This window comes from Curtobacterium sp. ABR8 (assembly GCF_057812125.1).
In genome coordinates this window covers 3,384,406-3,404,210 of record NZ_CM173818.1, presented here as the reverse complement: position 1 = coordinate 3,404,210, position 19,805 = coordinate 3,384,406, and the positions used below count along the sequence as shown (strand labels likewise).

The following is a 19,805-nucleotide window of genomic DNA, read 5'->3' as shown; positions in this document are numbered from 1 at the left end:
GTAGCGTCCCGTCCATGCCCGCGCACGTCGATGCCCCCGAGCGGCTGCCCCAGCCGTCCGTGGCCGAGATGGACCTCCCCATCGTCCTGGACGCCCTGAGCGACCCGATCCGGCTGGCGATCCTGCACCGCTACCTCGTCGACGCGGCCGGTGGTGAGCGGAGCTGCGGCTGGGTCGGCATCGACCGACCGAAGTCCACGCTCACCCACCACTTCCGGGTCCTGCGCGAGGCCGGACTGCTCGAACAACACCTCGAGGGTCTGACCCGCATCAGCCGCGTCCGGATCGAGGACGTGCAGCAGCGGTTCCCGGGGCTGCTCGACCTGGTGCTCGACTGGCAGGTGCCCGCGGCCCTGCTCCGCGACGGGATCGAGTCGTGAGCACGGTGCCCGGCGCGGGTGCCGACGTGCACACACTCCCCGACATCGGGGCCGAGCCCGCCGTGACGACGGCGCTCGCCGCGGACCTCGACGCCGCCGGCTTCACCGTCGACCGGGTCGACGCACTCTGGGGGACCGAAGCGGCCGCATCGCTGCACCGTGGGTCACGAGTCGCGGCCCTCCGTGCACTCGCAGCGCGCGAGACGACCCCGCTCGGCACACTCGCCACCCTGTTCGTGCTCGGGCTGCCGACGTCCCGAGCGGACGCCGCCGCGGCGTTCCCGACCGCCGGGCTCGACGCCGTGATCACGGCGGGGCTGCTGACGGGAGACGGAGACGGAGACGACGTCCGCCCGACGGTCGACCTGCGCCCCTACGCCTTCGTCGACGACCTCGGGGCCGGCAGCTGGTGGATCGTCTCCGACCTCGGGGAACTCGCCCTCGGGCACGCGATCAGCGAGGAGCACGTCCTCGGCATCGGCGGCGCCACCACCACCTTGAGCGGCCTCCAGGTGCCGGTGCCCGTCCGCACGGTGCTCGACCTCGGTACCGGCTGCGGGATCCAGGCCATGCACGCCCGGCGCTTCGCCGAGCACGTCGTCGCCACCGACATCTCGCGCCGCGCCCTCGACATCGCCCGCTTCAACGCGCAGCTGAACGGCATCGACGGGATCGACTTCCGGTACGGCTCGCTCTTCGAGCCCGTCGCGGGAGAGCGGTTCGACCGCATCGTCTCGAACCCGCCGTTCGTCATCACGCCCCGGCGGCCGGGCGTCCCCTCGTACGAGTACCGCGACGGCGGCATGGTCGGCGACGCCCTCGTCGAGACCGTGCTCCGTGGGCTGTCCGACCACCTCGAGCCCGGTGGGACCGCGCAGCTGCTCGGCAACTGGGAGTACCACTGGGGCGTCGACGGCCTCGACCGCGTGCGCGGCTGGTTCGCGGACACCGACCTCGACGCATGGGTCATCGAGCGCGAGCGTCAGGACCCGACGTCGTACGCCGAGACCTGGATCCGCGACGGCGGCACGAAGCCCGGAACGCCCGAGTTCGACACGCTGGTGGGCGCCTGGCTCGACGACTTCGCGGACCGCCGCGTCACCGGCGTCGGCTTCGGCTACGTCGTGGCGCGTCGAGCCCAGCCAGGAGGAACGGCGAGCCTCCGCCGGTTCGAGCGCGTCCCCGAGACGCTCGGCTCCAACCCCGCAGGGCTCGGTGCCACGGTCGCTCGCGTCCTCGACGCGGCCGCCTGGCTCGCCGACCACGACGACGCCGCGCTCGCCGTGGCGCACCTGACGGTGGCGGGCGACGTCACCGAGGAGCGCTACTACTGGCCGGGCAACGACGACCCGACGGTGATGACGCTCGTGCAGGGCGGCGGACTCGGACGTCGGGTCGATGCGGACACGGCGCTCGCCGCGTTCGTCGGAGCGTGCGACGGCGACCTGTCCGTCGCCGCGATCGTCGGCGCGCTCGCGCAGATCACGGGTGTCGACGAGCAGGTGCTCGCCGCCGACCTGCTGCCAGCGGCGCGCGACCTGGTGCTCGACGGGCTGTTGCTGCCGGCGTAGCCGCGGTCGCGGGCGCTGTCAGCGCCCGTCGCGCCAGCTGTGCTCGGGTGCGTAGCCGAGCAGCTCGCGGGCCTTCTCCGACGACAGCAGCGAGCTGACGCCGTCGATGTCCGCGCGACGCTCGATGTCGGGCACGTAGCGCTCGACGAGTTCGATCGTCGGGGTGTCCATGACGGTGTCGGGGCTCGCGATGACGAACGCCTCGAACCCGGTGAGCTCGGCCTCGACGGCCTTGCGGACCGCCTGGGCACCGTCGCGCGAGTCGATGTACGACCACAGGTTGAAGGTCTTCGCCTCGGGGGTGGCGTCCCACGGGAACGCGGGGTAGTCGGTCTCGTCCATCACGTTCGAGAACCGCAGGCCGATCATCTTCAGCTCCGGGTCCCAGCGAGTGAAGTGGCGTGCCATCTCCTCCTCCACGGCCTTGCCGAGGGAGTACGACGACTGCGGGCGGACCGCGAACTCCTCGTCGACGGGCAGGTAGGGCGGGTGGTGCTCGCCCATCGGGATGCCGAGCAGGGTCTCGCTCGACGCCCACACCAGGTTCTTGATCTTCGCGGCGCGAGCGGCGTGGAAGACGTTGATCGACGCCGTGACGTTGTTCGTGATGAGCGCCACGTCGGGGACCTGCCCCGGGGCGGGGACGGCCGCGAGGTGCACGACGGCGTCCACGTGGTCGTAGCGGTCGTCGACGCCGAGCAGGGCGTTCAGTACCTGGCCGTAGTCGGTCAGGTCGATCCGGACGAACTGCACGCCCTCCGGCTGGTCGGGGGAGGGCACGCGGTCGAGCAGCACCACGTCGTACCCGTGCGCATCGAGGTCGCGCACCACCGCTCGTCCGAGCTTGCCGCTGCCGCCGGTCACCACTACACGCGTCATCGCGTCACTCCACATCCTTGTCGGGTCGCCCTGACGGGCACGCCCCATCCTGCCCGGCGCTGCCTGACCCGACCAGGCCCTGTCCGTACCCCGTTGCCCGGGGTCAGGCGGTGGGGGCGACCTGGGCGATCGCGAGCCGGGCGACGAGCTCGACGTGCTGCGCCATGTCCCGCGAGGGGTCGAACAGCCACTGGATCTGCATGCCGTCGGACACCGCGAGCAGCACGCTCGTCAGTTCCTCGGCGTCGACGTCGGCGCGGAGCCGTCCGTCCTGCTGCATGGCGCGGAAGTCGGCGGACAGGTCGCGACGGCTGCGCTCGTAGCGCTCCTGGAAGTACGCGTGCGCCGGGTGCTCGGAGTCGGTCGCAGCGGCGGCCGACAGGTTGACGAACATCTGCACCAGGCCGGGGACCTCGGCGTTGTGCCGGACGATCGCGGCGAGCAGCGCGGCCGGGTCCGACGCCTGCCAGTCGTACTGCAGGTCGAGCTCGTCGCGTCGCCGCAGGATCTCGACCCAGAGCTCGTCCTTCGAGTCGAAGTAGTGCAGCAGGCCGGCCTGGGTCAGTCCGACGGCATCGGCGATGTCCTTGATGCTGGTGCGGCGGAAGCCCTGCGAGGCGACGAGGTCGAGCGCGACCGTGAGGATCTCCTCGCGCTTCGCGATGCCCTTCGCGTACGAACCCCGTCGTGCCATGGCAGGACTGTACCGCTCGGAGTGCACCCCTAAAACCTAGCCAGGCTTGGTTTTGGTGTTACGGTGGCACGAGCCGCCGACGAAGGCGTGCGAGTCACCGACGTAGGTGGCGCACCCGAGAAGAGGTTGCAGTGGCCAAAGACGCCCTGACAGTCAGCGACACCCCGACCGCCGTCGCCCCCACGCACGGCCGAGGGGCCCCGCTCATGTACACGCTCGGCATGCCGATCGCGATGCTCGGCCTGTACATCGCCCTGTTGCCACCGGTGCTGGTCGCCATGGCGCTCAAGGTCGCCGAGATCGCGCCGGACAACCAAGCGGGCGTCCTCGGTCTGGCACTCGGCGTCGGCGCGTTCGCCGCGATGGTCGCCAACCCCCTGGCCGGTCGCTTCAGCGACCGGACGTACGGGAGGCTCGGCATGCGTCGTCCGTGGATCATCGGTGGCACCGTGGTCGGCTTCGCGGGCCTCGTGGTCGTCGCGACGACCACCTCCACCGTCGTGCTGGTCATCGCGTGGGGCGTCACGCAGATCGCCTACAACGCCACGATCGCCGCCCTGACGGCCGTCCTGCCGGACCACGTCACGCGGTCGCAGCGTGGCCGGGTCGCGGCGCTGCTCGGGCTCGCCCAGAACCTCGCGCTGGTCGGCGGCACCTTCCTCGTGCAGCTCTTCTCGACCTCGGCGACGCAGATGATCATCCCCGGCGCGATCGGGTCGATCGTCGTCGTGCTCTACGCGCTGGTGTTCCGCGACCGCGTGCTCACCAACCGGCCGACGTCGAAGCTCGGCATCGGGCAGCTCTTCGGATCGTTCGTCTTCAACCCCGTGAAGCACCCGGACCTCGGATGGGCCTGGCTCACCCGCTTCCTGATGGTCGCCGCGCAGTACACCGCGGTGAGCTACCTGACGTACTTCCTGCGGGACGACATCGGTGTGGACAGTGACCACGTCGCGAACGCGGTGTTCCAGGGCACGCTGTGGAACGTCGTCGGCATCGTGCTCACCTCGCTCATCGCCGGCTGGCTGTCGGACAAGCTCGGCCGCCGCAAGCTGTTCGTCGCGGTCGCCGGCATCGTCGGCGTCGTCGGGCTCGTCATCATCGCGCTCGCGCCGTCCCTGGGCATGGTCCTGGTGGGCGAGTTCGTGATGGGTGCCGGCATGGGCGTCTTCTACGCCGTCGACCTGGCGCTCATCACCGACGTGCTGCCGTCCGACGAGGACAACGCGAAGGACCTCGGCGTCGTCAACATCGCGCAGGCCCTGCCCCAGTCGATCGTGCCCGCGGCGGCTCCGGGCGTCATCGCCCTGACCGGCGGGTACAGCGGATTCTTCATCACCGGTGCCGTCGTCGGTCTGCTCGGGATCGCCTCGGTGTCCCGCATCCGCGGCGTGCGCTGACCACCTGTTCCGGCTCTGAACGAAAGGACCGATCACCGTGACTACCGTCGACGACGTGACCATCCCCTCCAGTACGTCCTCGCCCCTCGCTGAGCGCATCGGCGCGCTCGTCGACCAGCTGACGACCGACGAGAAGGTGCAGCTCCTGACCGGGCGCGACTTCTGGACCACCTGGCCGATCGAGAAGATCGGGCTGCGCCGCATCCTGATGTCGGACGGCCCCTCCGGTGTCCGGGGCGAGGTCTGGGACGAGCGCGACCCGTCCCTGAACCTGCCCTCGGCGACCGCGTTGTCGGCGTCGTGGGACCGCGCGATCGCCAAGCGCTACGGCGCCGCAGCAGCCGTCGAGGCCCGCCGCAAGGGCGTCGACGTCGTGCTCGGCCCGACCATCAACCTGCACCGCTCACCGCTCGGCGGTCGTCACTTCGAGGCGTTCAGCGAGGACCCCGTCCTGACCGGCGACCTGGCTGCGTCCTACGTCGACGGCGTGCAGGAGAACGGTGTCGCCGCCACCCCGAAGCACTACATCGCGAACGACTACGAGACCGACCGCTTCACGGCGTCGACCGAGGTGTCCGACCGAGCCCTGCGCGAGCTGTACCTGCTCGCGTTCGAGAAGGCCGTGACCGAGGCGCACGCCTGGGCGATCATGTCGTCGTACAACTCGATCAACGGCGTCACCGCGTCGGAGCACGACCTGCTCGAGACCCCCTTGAACTCGGAATGGGGCTTCGACGGCATCGTCGTGTCCGACTGGACCGGCGTGCGCTCGGTCGACTCGGCGAAGGCGTCGCAGGACGTCGCGATGCCCGGACCGAACCAGTGGTGGAGCGAGGGGCCGCTCCTCGCCGCGGTGCAGTCCGGCGACGTGCCGATCGAGGCCGTCGACCGCAAGGTCCGCCGCATCCTGACCCTCGCCGCCCGAGTCGGCGCGCTCGAGGGCTTCGAGCCCGTCGCCGAGCAGCCCGTGCACGTCGAGGACGGCGTCGCGTTCGTCCGCGAAGCCGAGGCCGAGGGCACCGTCCTCGTCCGCAACACCGGCGTGCTGCCGCTCGACGCGCCGGCCGTCTCCCGCATCGCCGTCATCGGCCACAACGCCGACCAGGCCCGCACGCAGGGCGGTGGCTCGGCCACGGTCGTGCCGTCGCAGGTCGTCTCGCCGCTCGACGGGATCCGCTCGGCGTTCCCGGGTGCCACCATCGAGTACGCGATCGGCGCCGTCGTGCAGGAGGGCATCGCGGAGTTCCCGCTGTCCACCATCACGAACCCCGGCACCGGCGAGCCCGGCGCCCGCGTCGCCTTCGTCAAGGACGGCGAGGAACTGTACGTCGAGGACCGCCGCGCCACCGCGCTGTTCTGGTTCGGCGGCGACGCCCCCACGCGTGAAGCCGACCGGCTCGACATCACCACGACCTACACCGCGCCGTCCACCGGCACCGTGCGGATCGGCATCGGCGCGGCCGGCCGGTCGCGCATGTGGATCGACGGCGAGCTGCTGCTCGACGAGGACGTGCCGTTCGAGGGCGACCAGCTCGGCGCGGCGTTCCTCAACCCGCCGGCGAGGTCGGTGCCCGTCGAGGTGACCGCCGGGCAGGACGTCGCGATCCGCATCGAGCACGACGTCATCCAGGACGAGACACTCGGCGGGGTGCTCGCGTACCAGTTCGGCACCGAGCCCAGCGACGAGGACCCGTCCGTGCTGATCGATGCGGCGGTGTCCGTGGCCCGGTCCGCCGACGTCGCCGTGGTGGTCGTCGGCACGAACTCGAAGGTCGAGTCCGAGGGGTACGACCGCTCGTCGCTCGCGCTGCCCGGCCACCAGGACGACCTGGTCCGCGCCGTCGCCGCGGCGAACCCGAACACGGTCGTCGTCGTGAACGCCGGCTCGCCCGTCGAGATGCCGTGGCGGAACGACGTCGCCGCGGTCCTGCTCACCTGGTTCGGCGGTCAGGAGTACGGCAACGCACTCGCCGACGTGCTCACCGGCGCCCAGGAGCCCGGCGGCCGACTGCCCACCACGTGGCCGGTCGCGATGGCCGACGTGCCCGTGCTGGACGTGACCCCCGTCGACGGCGAGGTGTCGTACGACGAGGGTGTCCACATCGGGTACCGTGCCTGGCTGCGTGCCGGTACCGAGCCCGCGTACCCGTTCGGGCACGGCCTCGGCTACACCTCGTGGACGATCGACGGGGTGGCCGCGACCCCGACCGTGTCCGAGGGGGATGCGGTCATCGTCACCGCGACGGTCGCGAACACCGGTGCTCGCGCCGGCAAGCACGTCGTGCAGGTCTACGCCTCGAGGGAGTCCTCTGCCGTGGACCGCCCGGTGCGGTGGCTCGTCGGGTTCGCCCCGGTCCGCCTCGGAGCGGGAGAGTCGACCGAGGTCTCGATCGAGGTACCGGCCCGGGCGTTCGCGCACTGGGACGGGGCCTGGCAGTACGAGTCCGGCGCCTTCACGCTGCACGTCGGGGCGTCGGTCAGCGACGAGTCCGGAACCGCGGCCCTCGAACTGGAGTGAGTGAGTTCGTCCGGTTTCCGCGCATCGACGACGCCTGTTGAGTACCATCGATGTGCGCCAGTCGGCTGGTTACCGTCGGCGCACGCACCGACTACGGGGTCGCTGGTTGTGCGACTCAGCCTCCTGATCCGGCTGACGATGCCCCAGCTTCCCCGGTGCGTCCAGAATGCGTCCCCGCGTCCGCGCGGGGGCGCATTCGTCCGTTCCGGCCCGGATCCACGCCCGGTCGGTCGTCGGTTCGGCGAACCGGTTGACGGACTTCGTGCGATCCGGGCAAAACGGATGAAGGATGATCAACTTTCTTCGCCCGAGGGTCCGTCTCGGTGTGACAAACCGCTCGGTAGGTGGAACGATGGTCCCACCATCCCGTGCGGATCAGGGACGAGATGGTCATCCGGCAGGGCTCTCGGGACTCACCGATCCGATCTGAGCCCGCCGGATGTCCTGATCCGTCCTCAGGCCCGCAGTGCCGGTGCGATCTCCTCGGCGACGATGCGCAGGATCCGCTCGTGGGCGACCAGGTCCCCGTTCGCCGGCAGGGTGATCACCAGCTCGTCCGTCGCGGTGACAGCGGGATCGGCGAGCAGTGCGTCGACGATGGCGGACGGCTCGCCGGACAGGACCTTGCTGAACCGGAACGGGGGACCGGAGAGCGGCCGGCCCTCGTCGTCCATACCGGCGGCGTACCCGGTCAGGAACTCCTCGTGCACCGCGCGGTCGTGGTCGTCGAGCAGCGGGACCACGATGCGGCCCACCGCGACCTTCGACGTGCGGCCGGTCTCGCCGTGCAACTCGGTGAACCGCTCGCGGTAGGCGGCGATCTGGTCCGCCTGCGCCTGGGCGAAGGGAGCGCCGGTGTCCTCGGTGTTCAGGGTCGAGCAGTGCAGGAGCAGCCCCTTCTCGGCCGTGCGCACCGCCGTGCCCATGCTGCCGCCGCCCCACCAGACACGATCGCGCAGACCGGGGCTGAGCGGCTGCAGGGTGAGGTCGGCGCCCGCCGGGATGCTCTCGTACCCCTTGCCCGCGCTGCCGAGGGGCTCGCCCTGCAGGACCTCGAGCAGGCGGGCCGCGCGGGCCTCGGCCTCGTCGCGGAACGGACGGTCGACGGCGCCGAACACCGGGTCGAGGATCGGCCCGTACCCGGCGATGCCCGTGCTGATGCCGAGCTGCACACGCCCACCGCTCAGCAGGTCGACGGTGCTGGCGTCCTCGGCGAGCCGCACCGGGTCCTCGTACCGCATGCCGAGCACCGCGGTGCCGAAGGCGATGGTGCTCGTGCGCTGGGCTGCGGCGGCGAAGAAGGTCATCGGGCTCGTCAGGAACGGCTCGAAGTGGCGACCACGGACCCAGCCCGTGCCGTAGCCCAGGGACTCGGCCGTCTCGAACAGCCGGAGGCCGTCCTCGAGGGCGCTCGCCGCACCCTCCGTGCCGCCGTGGTTCGGGACGAAGGTGAGGAAGCCGAGTTCGCGCATGACGCGAGTCTATGCGCGCGTATGGAGCCGGGCCTCCCGGTCGTCCGTCCCGACCACCTCGTCACCGCAGCCTGGGAGGATGGGCGCATGACCGACGCCACCACCGTGCCCCCGCTCGTCGCCGCGATCCCGGCGGCGGTGGACGGCGTCGTCGACCCCGACGCGGTCTACGAGGCCTTCGCGGCATGGGCGGAAGCGGGCGGACGGCCGCTGTACCCGGCGCAGGACGAAGCGGTCATCGAGCTCGTCTCCGGCGCGAACGTCGTGCTCAGCACGCCCACCGGCACCGGCAAGTCGCTCGTCGCGGCCGGCGCGCACTTCGCCGCGCTCGCCGAGGGCAAGCGGAGCTACTACACGGCACCGATCAAGGCGCTCGTCTCCGAGAAGTTCTTCCAGCTCGTCGAACTGTTCGGTGCGCAGAACGTCGGCATGGTCACCGGCGACTCCAGCGTGAACGGCGACGCACCCATCGTCTGCTGCACCGCCGAGATCCTGGCGAACCTGGCCCTGCGCGAAGGCCCGGACGCCGACGTCGACGTCGTGGTGATGGACGAGTTCCACTTCTACGGCGACCCCGACCGCGGCTGGGCCTGGCAGGTGCCGCTGCTCGTGCTCGAGCGCGCGCAGTTCCTGCTCATGTCGGCCACCCTCGGTGACGTCACCACCATCGCCGACGACCTGTCCCGACGCACCGGCAGACCCACCGCCCGCGTGACCGGTGTCAGCCGACCGGTGCCGCTCGAGTACGAGTACGTGATGACGCCCGTGCAGGAGACCGTCGAACGACTGCTGGAGGAGGGCAAGGCACCGATCTACATCGTGCACTTCGCCCAGGCCGCAGCGCTCGAACGGGCGCAGTCACTGATGTCGGCGAAGGTCGCTGATCGGGCGCGTCGAGACCAGATCGCGCAAGCGATCGCGGGCTTCCGTTTCAGCGCCGGGTTCGGACAGACCCTGTCCCGCCTGATCCGCGCCGGCATCGGCGTGCACCACGCCGGCATGCTGCCGAAGTACCGACGGCTCGTCGAGCAGCTCGCACAACGCGGGCTGCTGCCCGTCATCTGCGGCACCGACACCCTGGGCGTCGGGATCAACGTGCCGATCCGCTCCGTGCTGTTCACCGGACTGACGAAGTTCGACGGCACGAAGATGCGCCAGCTGTCCGCGCGCGAGTTCCACCAGATCGCGGGCCGTGCCGGACGCGCCGGGTACGACACCGAGGGCGACGTCGTCGCCGAAGCCCCCGAGCACGACATCGAGAACGCCCGCGCCGTCGCCAAGGCCGGGGACGACCAGAAGAAGAAGAGCAAGATCAAGCGGAAGAAGGCACCGGAGGGGTTCGTTTCGTGGGGGCAGGCGTCGTTCGACCGGCTCATCGGCGCCGAACCGGAACCGATGGTGTCGCGGATGCGGATCACGCACGCGATGGTGCTGTCGGTGGTGGCCCGCGGGGGTTCCGCGTTCGACGAGGTCCGATCGCTGGTGTTCGACAACCACGAACCCCGCTCCCGTCAGCTCGCGATGGCCCGGCGCGCACTCGTCATCGCCCGGACGCTGATCAACGCGCAGGTCATCGAGCGGGTGCCGGGGCCTCCGGTCACGTACCGTCTCACCGTCGACCTGCAGTCGAACTTCGCCCTCAACCAGCCGCTGTCGCCGTTCGCGCTCGCCGCGTTCGAACTGCTCGATCCTTCGTCTCCCACCTACGCGCTGGACATGGTCTCGGTCGTCGAAGCCACCCTCGACGACCCGCGCGCGATCCTGTCGCAGCAGCAGTTCAAGGAGCGCGGTGAAGAGGTCGCCCGCATGAAGCGGGAGGGCATCGAGTACGAGGAGCGGATGGAGCTGCTCGAGGAGGTCACCTGGCCTCGCCCGCTGTCCGAGCTGTTGGAGGCGGCGTACGAGGCGTACGCGGCTGAACAGCCCTGGGTCCTCGACTTCCAGCTCTCGCCGAAGGCCGTCGTCCGCGACATGTACGAGCGCGCGATGACCTTCGGCGACTTCGTGCGGTTCTACCAGCTCACCCGCTCCGAGGGGCTCGTGCTCCGGTACCTGTCCGACGCCTACCGCACCATGCGGCAGACCATCACCGAGGAGCAGCGGAACCCGGAGCTCGACGACCTGATCGAGTGGCTCGGCGAGGTCGTCCGGCAGACCGACTCCTCGCTCGTCGACGAGTGGGAGGCACTGCTCAACGGTGACGTCCTCCTCGCCCTGGCCGAGGAGCAGGAGATCGCGCCGCCGCAGCCCGCACGGCTCACCGGCAACGTGCGCGCCTTCACGGTGCTCGTGCGGAACGCGCTGTTCCAGCGGGTGCTGCTCGCCGCGCGGGACGACGTCGACGGCCTCGGAGCGCTCGACGCGGCTGCCGGGTTCGACGGGGACGCGTGGGACGCGGTGCTCGAGGAGTACTACGAGTCGCACGACGAGATCCGCACCGACGCCGACGCCCGGTCGATGTCGTACCTGGTGCTCGACCAGACGGGAGCGACGGGTGCCGGGGCGACGGCGGCTGCGGGTGCATCGCGCGTGTGGCGTGCACGGCAGATCTTCGCGGACCCGTCGGGCGACAAGGACTTCGGGTTCTCGGCGACGATCGACCTCGACGCCTCGGACGAAGCCGGCGAGGCCGTCGTCCGGGTCACCGAGATCGGACGGTTCGACGGGTGGACCGACGTGGACGTGGACTGACCGGCGGGGGTGGTGCCGGACGTGTACCGTCTCCGGCACCACCCCACCCGAGAGGACTGCGTCATGCGCATCGGATCCAGCATCGCCCTGATCGTCATCGGCGCGATCGTCGCCTTCGCGCTGGACATCCAGCTCGCCGGCGTCGACCTCCGCCTGATCGGCTACATCCTGATGGCAGCCGGCGTCGTGCTGCTCATCATCAGCCTCGCCGTCGCCTTCGGTGGTCGCCGCACCACCACGACCACCCGCTCGGCCGTCGACCCGGCCTCCGGTGAGCAGATCACCCAGCAGGATCGGCGCGACGGCACCTACTAGGAGCCCGCAGGTGTCCGCGACGACGGTCTGGCGCGCACTCGGCGCGAACGACGTCGACGCGTTGCAGGCGCTGCTCGAGACCGTGCCGGACTACGCGGAGCGGATCACCGGGTACCCGCCTGGGCCGTCCGACGGACTGAGCGCGCTGGTGTCGGTGCCGGACGGCTTCGACCCGGCGGGCAAGCACGGCATCGGGCTGTGGGACGGCGACGCGCTCGTGGCGTTCGCAGACGTCCTGCTCGGGTACCCGGCACCGACCACGGCGTACATCGGTCTGCTCATCACCCGTGGTGATCGGCACGGCGAGGGTCTCGGACGCAGGCTGCACGAGGCCGTCGTGTCCATGGCAGCCGACGCCGGCGCCGACCGACTGCGGCTGGGCATCGTGGCGACGAACGCCGCCGGTGCCGAGCCGTTCTGGCGGGCACTCGGGTACGCACCGACGGGGGAGCGGAAGCCGTACCGGTACGACGGGCTCGAGAGCACCGTGGCGCTGTGGGAGCGGGCCGTCTGACCCGCTCGGTGCCTGGGTCGTCCGTTCGGACGGCCGCGTCAGAAGAGCGTGGCGGGCGGGGTCGCCTCGGGCAGTGCGGACGGTTCCGGGACCTCGGCGCCGGGCCAGCCCGGACCGTGCGGCACGTCGGTGTGGTTCTGGTACGCGGTGGCGGCACCACGGGCGCGGACGTCGGCGGCCTCGTTCATCTCGTGGCCGACGTGCCCGCGGACCCACTCGAACGTGACCTTGCGGCCCTGCAGTTCGGCGTCGAGTTCCTTGATGATCTCGACGTTCATGACCGGCTTGCCGTCTGCCTTGCGCCAGTTCTTCCGCTTCCACCCAGCGAGCCACTCGGTGCAGGCCTTGATGGCGTACTGGCTGTCGCACAGGATGTGCAGCGGCTCGCCGGTGTCCTTCGTCGCGCGGAGCAACTGCAGGACGGCCGTGAGCTCGCCGATGTTGTTCGTCGCCCGGGGCCAGCCACCGGCGGCCCAGCGGTCGTCGTCGACGTACCAGGCCCAGCCGGCGGGGCCGGGGTTGCCGAGGGCTGAGCCGTCTGCTGCGGCGACGATCGTCACGAGGGGACCTCCTGGTCGGGGCTGGTGCCCGTCGAGCGTAACGGACGGTCGAGTGCCGTCCGCGCCGAGGTCAGCGGCGCGCGGGATCGAGGTTCAGCGTGCTGCCCTCGAGCAACCAGTCGTCGGCGCGGGTCTCCATGTACGGGTTGAGCCACTGCACCTCGGCCGGTGTGATGCCGAACCGCTCGGCGACGGTCGAGAGCTCGTCACCGTGCGCCACCAGGTAGCCGGCCGGGCTGCCGTCGGCCTCCGTGACGATGCCGTACGCCCCCGGTCGGTCCGTGCCCACGGTGAGCCGCAGGTCCGGGTAGGGGTTCGGGATCGTCCACGTGAGGTCAGCGGCGGCGAGCACCGATCCGACCCACGGGCGCTTCGACGGGTCTTCGTCCGGCACCGACGCGGGGACGAGGACGACACTGCGCAGGTAGTCCGGTCGTGCACCGGCTTCCTTCATCACCACGGTCTTCGGCGGGCCGGAGGCGGCGGTCCACTCGGTCGTGTCCCGCGCCGAGGCGTCACCGCCGTCGAGCGGGCTCGCGTGCCGGTGGCGGAACTGCAGGCTCATCTGCTGCGGGTTGGTCGTGCGGTAGCCGGAGAGCTGCGCGGTGAACGTGCCGCTGTCGTTCGCAACGATGCGGACGTGGATGCTCGTGTCACCGCTCGGGGACGTGACGTCGGTCTCCGCAGCGACCGCGCCCGTGGGCAGGACCTGCTCGACCTCGTCCGGGTCGTCGTCGACCTGTTCGGTCGTGAGCGTCGGATCGGGGATCGGCACCGCCGTGCGCTCGGCCGCCTGTCGGGTCGGCTTCGGCAGGGAGTCGTCCCCGCCGAATGCCGTGCACCCCGTGAGGAGCAGCCCCACCAGAGCCGTGCCGACGACCGCGCTCGCCGCGGCTCGCTTCCGTGTCATCGTTCCCCCCCCCCACGTCGGTGAGCGTACCGCCGGGGTCGAGCACGACCGACCGTCGTGACCGAACTGTCACTCGGGGCACACGGACTACCGTCCGGGGGCATGAGCGACAGCATCCCCCAGGTCCCCGGCCCCGAGCCGTCCGACGATCGTGCACGTACCGACGCACTGCGTGACGCCGCACACAGCGACGACGTCGACGGGGTCAGTGAGCGCGAGCAGCGGGCGGCCGACACCGCGTACAGCCCGTCGAGCGAGCGCGAGATGGACGCGTCGCAGACGAAGCAGCGCGACGACGCCGACCTGCGTGCGGACGGCATCGATCCGTCGAAGGTCATCGCCGCACCGGGCACCGGTGGCGCGGACGATGCCGGTGACGTCGAACCCGAGCCCGGAGACCTGCACCTGCCGTGGCAGTCCGAGGAGGACCGCCGGGGCTAGATCGGCTACGACACCGAGTCGGGGTGCGAGCCCGTTCGCTGACCGGACTCGAGCGTGGCGATCGCCGCGAGCTCGTCGTCGCTGAGCACGAAGCCGTCGACATCGAGGTTCGACCGGATCCGCGACGGCGTCACCGACTTCGGCAGCACCACGACACCCTGCTGCACGTTCCACCGGACGAGGACCTGCGCCACGCTCACCCCGTGGGCGTCCGCGATCCCGGTGAGGACCGGTTCGTCGATCAGCCGACCGCGTCCGAGTGGCGACCAGGCACCGGTGACGATGTCGTGCTGCTGGTGGAACGCGACGAGCTCGTGCTGGGGCAGCCAGGGGTGCCGTTCGACCTGGTTCAGCACCGGGACCTCGCCCGTCTCGTCGATGAGTCGCTGCAGGTGCGGCACCTGGAAGTTCGAGACCCCGATGCTCCGCGCCCGCCCGGAGTCGCGCAGTTCGACGAGCGCGCGCCAGGTCTCGACGTAGCGGTCGTTCGCCGCGGCCGGCCAGTGGATCAGGTACAGGTCGACCGCGTCGAGCCCCAGCCGCTCGAGGCTGCCGTCGAACGCCCGCAGGGTTGCGTCGTGCCCCTGGTGGTCGTTCCACACCTTGGTCGTCACGAAGACGTCGTCACGGTCCAGCCGGGAGGCCCGGATCGCCTTCCCGACGCCGGTCTCGTTGCCGTACATCTCGGCGGTGTCGACATGGCGGTAGCCGGCGTCGAGCGCGAGACCGACCGCCGTCTCGGCCTCGGTGTCGTCGACCTTGTAGACGCCGAACCCGATCGCGGGGATCGCGGCGCCGTCGCGGAGGGGAAGTGAACTGACCATGCACCCATCCTGCCGGTGCGTGGCGGGCGCGCGCCGGGCCTCCCGGTCGCCTGTGGAGAACGCGACCCGCGCGGCCGGACGCCCGTTTCCCGCCGGTCAGGTCGGCAGGACCACCGGCTCGGTGTCGGGGATGGGGCTCGCGTCACGGCCGCGCAGGTCGGGCAGCCAGCGCTTGGCCCCGAGCGCGACCAGCACGCCCACCCCGGCCATGACCGCACCGACCGTGAAGCCGCCCACCGGGCCGCTGCTGTCGATCAGGAAGCCGGCGACGGCGGAACCGCCGGCCGCACCGATCAGCTGGCCGGTGCCCATCCAGCCGTAGGCCTCGGCCGTGTCGGAGAACTTCACCGTGGCGGACACTGACCCGAACATCACCGCGAGGGCCGGCGCGATGCCGATGCCCGCGATGACGAGGGCGAGGCAGAGCCACCAGAAGTTCGTGCCGCCCAGGGCGAGTGCGAGACCGACGAAGACGATCGCCATGCGCGTCCACAGGGTGTTGGGGGAGATCGGACGGTGGCCGAACGCCAGGCCACCGAACAGCGACCCGACCGCGAAGACGGCCAGGACGATCCCGGCGTTCGGGCTGCCCTCGCCGAAGACGCTGGTGACGCTGGCCTCGACCGCGGCGCACGCCCCGATGAGCAGCAGACCGGTCAGGGTGGCGACGACGACCGACGGGCGCTTCAGGACCACGCCGAACGCGCGCTTCGAGCGGGGGATGCGGACGCGGCCGAGCTCGGGCGAGGCGATGAACCAGATGCCGCCGACGACGAGGAAGACCATGGCGACGACGATCGCCTCGACCGTCCCGATCTGGGTCGCGACGAACGTGGTGATGACCGGGCCGGCGACCCAGATGAGTTCCTGGGCGCTGGCGTCGAGGGAGAACAACGGGGTGAGCTGCGACGAGGTCACCATCTTGGGGTAGATGGTGCGCACCGCCGGCTGCACGGGCGGGACCGCGAGGCCGCCGAGGAACCCGACCACCACGTAGCCCCAGAGCGGCATGAGGACGAACCCGATGACGCCCATGCTCACGAGCGCGACGAGGCTCGTCAGGATGAGGACGGGGCGCATGCCCCAGCTGCCCATCCAACGGCTGGTGAGCGGGCCCGCGAGCGCCTGCCCGACACTCGTCGTCGCGAGCACCAGACCGGCGGCGCCGTAGGAGTGGAAGACGTGCTCGACGTGCAGCAGGTAGGCCAGCGAGAGCATCCCGAACGGGAAGCGTGCGGTGAGCTGTGCAGCGATGACACGACCCACGCCGGGGGTCTTCAGGAGGGGGCCGTACGTGCTCACGAGACGAGTGTACGGACCGGACGGAACGGGGTGTCACCCGTCCGGGGGAGGTGTGGATCGCGACACGCCGACACGCTGATTCCACACATGTGGATCGTGGCTGTCCACCGGTGTGGGGAAGTGTCGGTGGTCGGGCGGAGACTGGCGGAAACTCGGGCCTCCCGGGAATCCACAGACTGTGGAGGGCGTTGTGGAGAACTACATGGCTGTAACACTTCCTCTTGTGGTCGGTGCCGCGGCTAGCCACTAGATGTAGTGTGGAGACATCGCAGCGGCCCCTCCCGGACACGACTGCGGACAGACATCAGCACCACCTCCACAGCACGTGAGAGATCAGTAGAAACCAGGGGAGAACATGGCCGTCACCGTCTACACCAAGCCGTCCTGCGTCCAGTGCACCGCGACGTACCGGGCCCTCGACAACAAGGGCATCGAGTACGAAGTGCACGACGTCTCCACGGACGAAGCAGCGCTCGAGCACGTCAAGAGCCTCGGCTACATGCAGGCCCCCGTCGTCGTCACGGACGACGACCACTGGTCGGGCTTCCGCCCCGACAAGATCGCGACGCTCAGCGCCGAACTGGCGTAGTCGCCTCCCGTCCTGTGGGCGGTCACCCGGACCCGCTCAGGAGGCCCGGATCACCGCCCGCAGGACACCCTCCGGTCCGCCTGTTCCGCACCTTCACCACAGGAGCGCACCATGAGCCGATTGGTCTACTTCTCGAGCGTGTCCGGGTACACCGCACGCTTCGTCGAGAAGCTCGGCCGCGACGCGGACCGGATCCCGCTCTACCCGAGCGAACCCTTCCTCCACGTGGACGAGCCCTACGTCCTGTTCCTGCCCACCTACGGTGGCGGCAACGGCGAGGGTGCGGTCCCCAAGCAGGTCATCAAGTTCCTCAACGACGTGCACAACCGCTCGCTCATCCGCGGTGTGGTCGTCGGCGGCAACACGAACTTCGGCGAGGCCTACGGCCTGGCAGGGGACGTCATCGCGCGGAAGTGCAACGTCCCCCTTCTCTACAGATTCGAACTCTTCGGGACCCCTGACGACGTGTCGGCGGTCAACTCAGGATTGGATGCATTTTGGACGCAGCAGTTGCAGACGTCGATCTGACGTCGCCGCAGACGGGGATGGACTACCACTCCCTCAACGCGATGCTCAACCTCTACGACGCGGACGGGAACATCCAGTTCGACAAGGATCGTGAGGCCGCCAAGCAGTTCTTCCTGCAGCACGTCAACCAGAACACCGTCTTCTTCCACAACCTGAAGGAGCGGCTCGACTACCTGGTCGAGAACGAGTACTACGAAAAAGCCACGATCGACATGTACTCGCTGGACTTCATCCAGCGACTCAACGACCTGGCGTACTCGAAGAAGTTCCGGTTCCAGACGTTCCTCGGCGCGTTCAAGTACTACACGAGCTACACGCTCAAGACGTTCGACGGCAAGCGCTACCTCGAGCGCTTCGAGGACCGCGTCGTCATGACCGCCCTCGGCCTGGCCCAGGGCAACGAGCAGCTCGCCATCGACCTGGTCGAAGAGATCGTCGCCGGCCGCTTCCAGCCCGCGACCCCCACGTTCCTCAACACGGCGAAGGCACAGCGCGGCGAGCTCGTCTCCTGCTTCCTGCTCCGCATCGAGGACAACATGGAGTCGATCTCGCGCGGGATCAACTCGTCGCTGCAGCTCTCGAAGCGCGGCGGCGGCGTGGCCCTGCTCCTCTCCAACATCCGCGAGGCCGGCGCCCCGATCAAGCAGATCGAGAACCAGTCCTCGGGCATCATCCCCGTGATGAAGCTGCTGGAAGACTCCTTCTCCTACGCGAACCAGCTCGGTGCGCGTCAGGGTGCCGGTGCGGTGTACCTCAGCGCCCACCACCCGGACATCATGAAGTTCCTCGACACCAAGCGCGAGAACGCCGACGAGAAGATCCGCATCAAGACGCTGTCCCTCGGCGTCGTCGTGCCGGACATCACGTTCGAACTCGCGAAGAACAACGAGGACATGTACCTGTTCTCGCCGTACGACGTCGAGAAGGTCTACGGCGTCCCCTTCGGTGACGTCCCGATCTCCGAGAACTACCGCGCGATGGTCGACGACTCGCGCATCAAGAAGACGAAGATCAAGGCGCGTGACTTCTTCACGACCATCGCCGAGATCCAGTTCGAGTCGGGCTACCCGTACATCGTGTTCGAGGACACGGTGAACAAGGCCAACCCGATCAAGGGTCGGATCAACATGTCCAACCTGTGCTCCGAGATCCTGCAGGTCAACACCCCGACGACCTTCAACGAGGACCTGTCCTACAAGGAGATCGGCAAGGACATCTCCTGCAACCTCGGCTCGCTGAACATCGCGCTGACGATGGACTCGCCCGACTTCGGCAAGACCATCGAGACGGCCATCCGCGGCCTGACCTCGGTCTCGCAGATGTCGCACATCACGTCGGTCCGGAGCGTCGAGGACGGCAACGACAAGTCGCACGCCATCGGCCTCGGCCAGATGAACCTGCACGGCTACCTCGCTCGTGAGCGCGTCTACTACGGCTCCGAAGAGGGCATCGACTTCACGAACATCTACTTCTACACGGTGCTGTTCCACGCCCTTCGTGCGTCGAACAAGATCGCGATCGAGACCGGCGAGACCTTCGACGGCTTCCGCGACTCGAAGTACGCGTCGGGTGAGTTCTTCGACAAGTACACCGACCAGGCCTGGACGCCGGCGACCCCCCGCGTGGCATCGCTGTTCGACAACGCGAACATCACGATCCCGACGCAGGACGACTGGAAGGCGCTGAAGGCGTCCGTCCAGGAGCACGGCATCTACAACCAGAACCTGCAGGCCGTCCCGCCGACCGGTTCGATCTCGTACATCAACCACTCGACGTCGTCGATCCACCCGATCGCGTCGAAGATCGAGATCCGCAAGGAAGGCAAGCTCGGCCGCGTCTACTACCCGGCGCCGTTCATGACGAACGACAACCTGGACTACTACCAGGACGCGTACGAGATCGGCCCGGAGAAGATCATCGACACGTACGCCGCGGCGACGCAGCACGTGGACCAGGGCCTGTCCCTGACGCTGTTCTTCAAGGACACCGCCACCACGCGCGACATCAACAAGGCGCAGATCTACGCATGGCGCAAGGGCATCAAGACGATCTACTACATCCGTCTGCGCCAGCTCGCCCTCGAGGGCACCGAGGTCGAGGGCTGCGTCAGCTGCATGCTGTAGAGCTGCTGCTCTCTTCCTGGAGGCGCGGGGCGGGCCCCGCCCCGCGCCTCCAGTCCGTCATCAGATCACCATCCCGAATCCGGAAGACAATCCC

18 protein-coding genes are annotated in these 19,805 nt (G+C 69.6%); 11 read left to right on the top strand and 7 right to left on the bottom strand.

Annotated elements, in window-relative coordinates:
* The first annotated feature begins 14 nt into the window (after positions 1-14).
* Both ACXKZB_RS16240 and ACXKZB_RS16235 read left to right on the top strand, forming a co-directional pair.
* Positions 15-380 (top strand): ArsR/SmtB family transcription factor, encoded by a 366-nt coding sequence (locus tag ACXKZB_RS16240; RefSeq protein ID WP_488823848.1) that lies wholly within the window; start codon positions 15-17, stop codon positions 378-380.
* On the top strand, positions 377-1,951 hold the full coding sequence (locus ACXKZB_RS16235; RefSeq protein WP_488823847.1) for a DUF7059 domain-containing protein: 1,575 nt from the start codon (positions 377-379) through the stop codon (positions 1,949-1,951). Before ACXKZB_RS16240 ends, ACXKZB_RS16235 begins: the two co-directional genes overlap by 4 nt.
* Positions 1,952-1,969: 18 nt before the next feature.
* Here ACXKZB_RS16235 and ACXKZB_RS16230 read toward each other — a convergent pair whose 3' ends face one another.
* The gene (locus ACXKZB_RS16230) at positions 1,970-2,830 is read right to left on the bottom strand and encodes an NAD-dependent epimerase/dehydratase family protein (protein WP_123314392.1); all 861 of its coding nucleotides are present in this window, start codon (positions 2,828-2,830) and stop codon (positions 1,970-1,972) included.
* Between the two features lie 103 nt (positions 2,831-2,933).
* Entirely contained in the window at positions 2,934-3,524 is a 591-nt protein-coding gene (locus tag ACXKZB_RS16225; protein ID WP_488823846.1) for a TetR/AcrR family transcriptional regulator, read from the bottom strand.
* A 131-nt stretch (positions 3,525-3,655) separates the two neighbouring features.
* On the opposite strand from ACXKZB_RS16225, the gene ACXKZB_RS16220 reads away from it, so the two are divergent.
* On the top strand, positions 3,656-4,924 hold the full coding sequence (locus ACXKZB_RS16220; protein ID WP_488823845.1) for an MFS transporter: 1,269 nt from the start codon (positions 3,656-3,658) through the stop codon (positions 4,922-4,924).
* A gap of 55 nt (positions 4,925-4,979) precedes the next feature.
* Positions 4,980-7,442, top strand: a complete 2,463-nt coding sequence (locus tag ACXKZB_RS16215) for a glycoside hydrolase family 3 protein (RefSeq protein WP_488823844.1) — start codon at positions 4,980-4,982, stop codon at positions 7,440-7,442.
* A 455-nt stretch (positions 7,443-7,897) separates the two neighbouring features.
* Here the strand turns inward: ACXKZB_RS16215 and ACXKZB_RS16210 are convergent, their stop codons facing one another.
* On the bottom strand, positions 7,898-8,914 hold the full coding sequence (locus ACXKZB_RS16210; RefSeq protein WP_488823843.1) for an LLM class flavin-dependent oxidoreductase: 1,017 nt from the start codon (positions 8,912-8,914) through the stop codon (positions 7,898-7,900).
* An 87-nt stretch (positions 8,915-9,001) separates the two neighbouring features.
* Here ACXKZB_RS16210 and ACXKZB_RS16205 point away from each other — a divergent pair, with 87 nt between their 5' ends.
* The 3 genes from ACXKZB_RS16205 (at position 9,002) to ACXKZB_RS16195 (ending at position 12,434) form a co-directional block, all read left to right on the top strand.
* Positions 9,002-11,605 (top strand): DEAD/DEAH box helicase, encoded by a 2,604-nt coding sequence (locus tag ACXKZB_RS16205; protein ID WP_488823842.1) that lies wholly within the window; start codon positions 9,002-9,004, stop codon positions 11,603-11,605.
* A gap of 63 nt (positions 11,606-11,668) precedes the next feature.
* Entirely contained in the window at positions 11,669-11,920 is a 252-nt protein-coding gene (locus ACXKZB_RS16200) for a DUF6458 family protein (RefSeq protein ID WP_488823841.1), read from the top strand.
* 10 nt (positions 11,921-11,930) lie between these two features.
* Complete coding sequence (locus tag ACXKZB_RS16195) at positions 11,931-12,434, top strand: GNAT family N-acetyltransferase (RefSeq protein ID WP_488823840.1); 504 nt, start codon at positions 11,931-11,933, stop codon at positions 12,432-12,434.
* A gap of 38 nt (positions 12,435-12,472) precedes the next feature.
* On the opposite strand, the gene ACXKZB_RS16190 is transcribed toward ACXKZB_RS16195, so the two are convergent.
* Both ACXKZB_RS16190 and ACXKZB_RS16185 read right to left on the bottom strand, forming a co-directional pair.
* Positions 12,473-12,994, bottom strand: a complete 522-nt coding sequence (locus ACXKZB_RS16190; protein ID WP_222658576.1) for a ribonuclease H family protein — start codon at positions 12,992-12,994, stop codon at positions 12,473-12,475.
* A 70-nt stretch (positions 12,995-13,064) separates the two neighbouring features.
* Positions 13,065-13,904 carry a hypothetical protein gene (locus ACXKZB_RS16185; RefSeq protein ID WP_488823839.1) on the bottom strand — a complete coding sequence of 280 codons (840 nt, stop codon included), beginning with the start codon at positions 13,902-13,904 and terminating at the stop codon, positions 13,065-13,067.
* A gap of 102 nt (positions 13,905-14,006) precedes the next feature.
* Here ACXKZB_RS16185 and ACXKZB_RS16180 point away from each other — a divergent pair, with 102 nt between their 5' ends.
* Entirely contained in the window at positions 14,007-14,345 is a 339-nt protein-coding gene (locus ACXKZB_RS16180) for a hypothetical protein (RefSeq protein WP_340195636.1), read from the top strand.
* Positions 14,346-14,350: 5 nt separating this feature from the next.
* Here the strand turns inward: ACXKZB_RS16180 and ACXKZB_RS16175 are convergent, their stop codons facing one another.
* Positions 14,351-15,169: an aldo/keto reductase gene (locus ACXKZB_RS16175; protein WP_488823838.1), complete on the bottom strand. Its 819-nt coding sequence runs from the start codon at positions 15,167-15,169 to the stop codon at positions 14,351-14,353.
* A 96-nt stretch (positions 15,170-15,265) separates the two neighbouring features.
* Positions 15,266-16,471 (bottom strand): MFS transporter, encoded by a 1,206-nt coding sequence (locus ACXKZB_RS16170; RefSeq protein ID WP_488823837.1) that lies wholly within the window; start codon positions 16,469-16,471, stop codon positions 15,266-15,268.
* 355 nt (positions 16,472-16,826) lie between these two features.
* Between ACXKZB_RS16170 and nrdH the strand changes: the two genes are divergently transcribed.
* The 3 genes from nrdH (at position 16,827) to nrdE (ending at position 19,711) form a co-directional block, all read left to right on the top strand.
* The gene (gene nrdH / locus ACXKZB_RS16165; protein WP_017886897.1) at positions 16,827-17,060 is read left to right on the top strand and encodes a glutaredoxin-like protein NrdH; all 234 of its coding nucleotides are present in this window, start codon (positions 16,827-16,829) and stop codon (positions 17,058-17,060) included.
* Between the two features lie 111 nt (positions 17,061-17,171).
* Entirely contained in the window at positions 17,172-17,588 is a 417-nt protein-coding gene (gene nrdI, locus ACXKZB_RS16160; RefSeq protein ID WP_488823836.1) for a class Ib ribonucleoside-diphosphate reductase assembly flavoprotein NrdI, read from the top strand.
* Between the two features lie 17 nt (positions 17,589-17,605).
* Complete coding sequence (gene nrdE / locus ACXKZB_RS16155; RefSeq protein ID WP_488823835.1) at positions 17,606-19,711, top strand: class 1b ribonucleoside-diphosphate reductase subunit alpha; 2,106 nt, start codon at positions 17,606-17,608, stop codon at positions 19,709-19,711.
* Positions 19,712-19,805: the final 94 nt, after the last annotated feature.